Annotated in this window: 1 protein-coding gene; it reads right to left on the minus strand. The window is 61.4% G+C overall.

Annotation, left to right across the window (positions count from 1 at the left end; translation table 11 throughout):
* Positions 1–21: 21 nt before the first annotated feature.
* Positions 22–1152: a carbon-nitrogen hydrolase family protein gene (locus HX846_RS33215; RefSeq protein WP_003207875.1), complete on the minus strand. Its 1131-nt coding sequence runs from the start codon at positions 1150–1152 to the stop codon at positions 22–24.
* Positions 1153–1599 lie beyond the last annotated feature (447 nt).

The raw sequence follows: 1599 nt of genomic DNA on the forward strand, positions 1-1599 counted from the left end.
AGCCGCACCGGCTTCATTGAGTTACAGCCACACGTTCAGCAGGCGCGCGCCACGGGCATTGCCGTCGGCGAACACCTGGCCGTTGCTGCTGAGGAAGCTTTGCCCGGCGCTGCCCATGTCAAAGAACTGCCCGCGCAGGAACACGCTCATGCCGGCGGTGGCCTGGCTGATGGGTTGCTGGCTGATGAGGGTCAGGCGGTGCCAGGCTTCGCCTTCGCTGAGCTCTTCGGGCTTGAGGCTGATCTCGGCTGGCGTCGACACGCTTTTGAAGCCGCGCCACGGCTTGTCCCAGGTCTCGCGGCCAATCACGAAGGCCGGCACCGCCACCAACTGGGCGCCTTGCTCGTTGAGCTTGCGGTAGTTGTCCGGGTACCAGCTGTCGCTGCCGATCAGGATGCCCAGGCGCCCGGCCGGGGTATCGACCACGCTGACGCTGTTTTCATCGCCCGGCTCAATAAAGCCGCGCTCGTCAAAAATCGGATACAGCTGGCGTTGCGGCTGGCCCAGCGGCAAGCCATCGCGGTCGAAGACCACACTGGTGTTGTACAGCGCGCCATGACCGATCTGTAGCTGGCCCTGGCTGACGCTCGGGTTGGGCAGGGCAATGGAGCCGGCCACCAGGGTCACGCCGAATTCCTTGGCCAGGCCACCGAACAGCACTTGATAGTCGCGGGCCATGGCCGGGGCCTTCATACGCAGGTAGGCGTCGTCGATGCGGTCGTCACCCTTGGCGCTGATCAAGGCCCGCAGGAACAGCAGCGGGTTGCTCGCCGACAACCAGTTCATCGCTTCCTTGAGGTTGGTGGCCTGGTACAGCTCGTTCTTTTCGCCGCTGACCATCAGCCAGGTGCCGATATGTTCCGGCAGTACCACGATGGTCTTGTCGTTGATCAGGCCTTGGTCACGGGCGTTTTGCAGATAGGCCGCCAGCTTGAGGTGCAGGCGTTCCAGGCTCTGGTAGTCGGCGGGGAACAGTTCCGGCTGGATGCCCAGCAGGTTGCCGCGGTCGGCGGGCACGCCCTGGTCGACGGCCAGGTTGATCCGCAGGTCGGACAGGTAATGGCCCACGGGGCGCTCCTGGGTCCAGACCAGATAGGCGGAAACGGCGGCGACCAGGGCCATGATGAGGGTGAAGCCAAGAAGTTTACGCATGGGGCAAATGACAACGGACCGTGTGCTGGGTTTGCATTTTCTCTCAAATTTCTGGGCTGGGTACGAAAAACCGTGGTTTGGCACGAAAATCTCAAAAGCCTTGAGTGCGTGTTTTCGCCGCGGCCCTGATCTTTCCAGGGTCGACAGTAACGGGTTGTGACCACAGGTGCACGCGCGCTGGTCAATGCCGTGGGATGTTACTCGTGCGCGCACCAGCTTCTGGCAGATTGTTACTTTGTGCCTCAATACCGTGCGCAAGTTCCTCGCCAAGGTTGATTCGCGCGATGGGTTCGCGGAGGGCTGGCCGCGCAACTCAGGTGTTTCAGCGCCTTACAGGCCTCTCTGTTCAACGACGCGTCGAGTTGGCAACAACCTTGCATATGCTTGTATGTACAAGTAAAGATGTGTGCGTAAGAGTCCATGAACATCCTCTTCGCACCCATCAAT

It is taken from the genome of Pseudomonas sp. K5002, from assembly GCF_013386655.1.
Lineage (GTDB): Bacteria > Pseudomonadota > Gammaproteobacteria > Pseudomonadales > Pseudomonadaceae > Aquipseudomonas.

Excerpts from the sequence above, each read along its gene's own strand:
- HX846_RS33215 (WP_003207875.1), bottom strand. The coding sequence starts at position 1,152 with ATGCGTAAACTTCTTGGCTTCACCCTCATCATGGCCCTGGTCGCCGCC.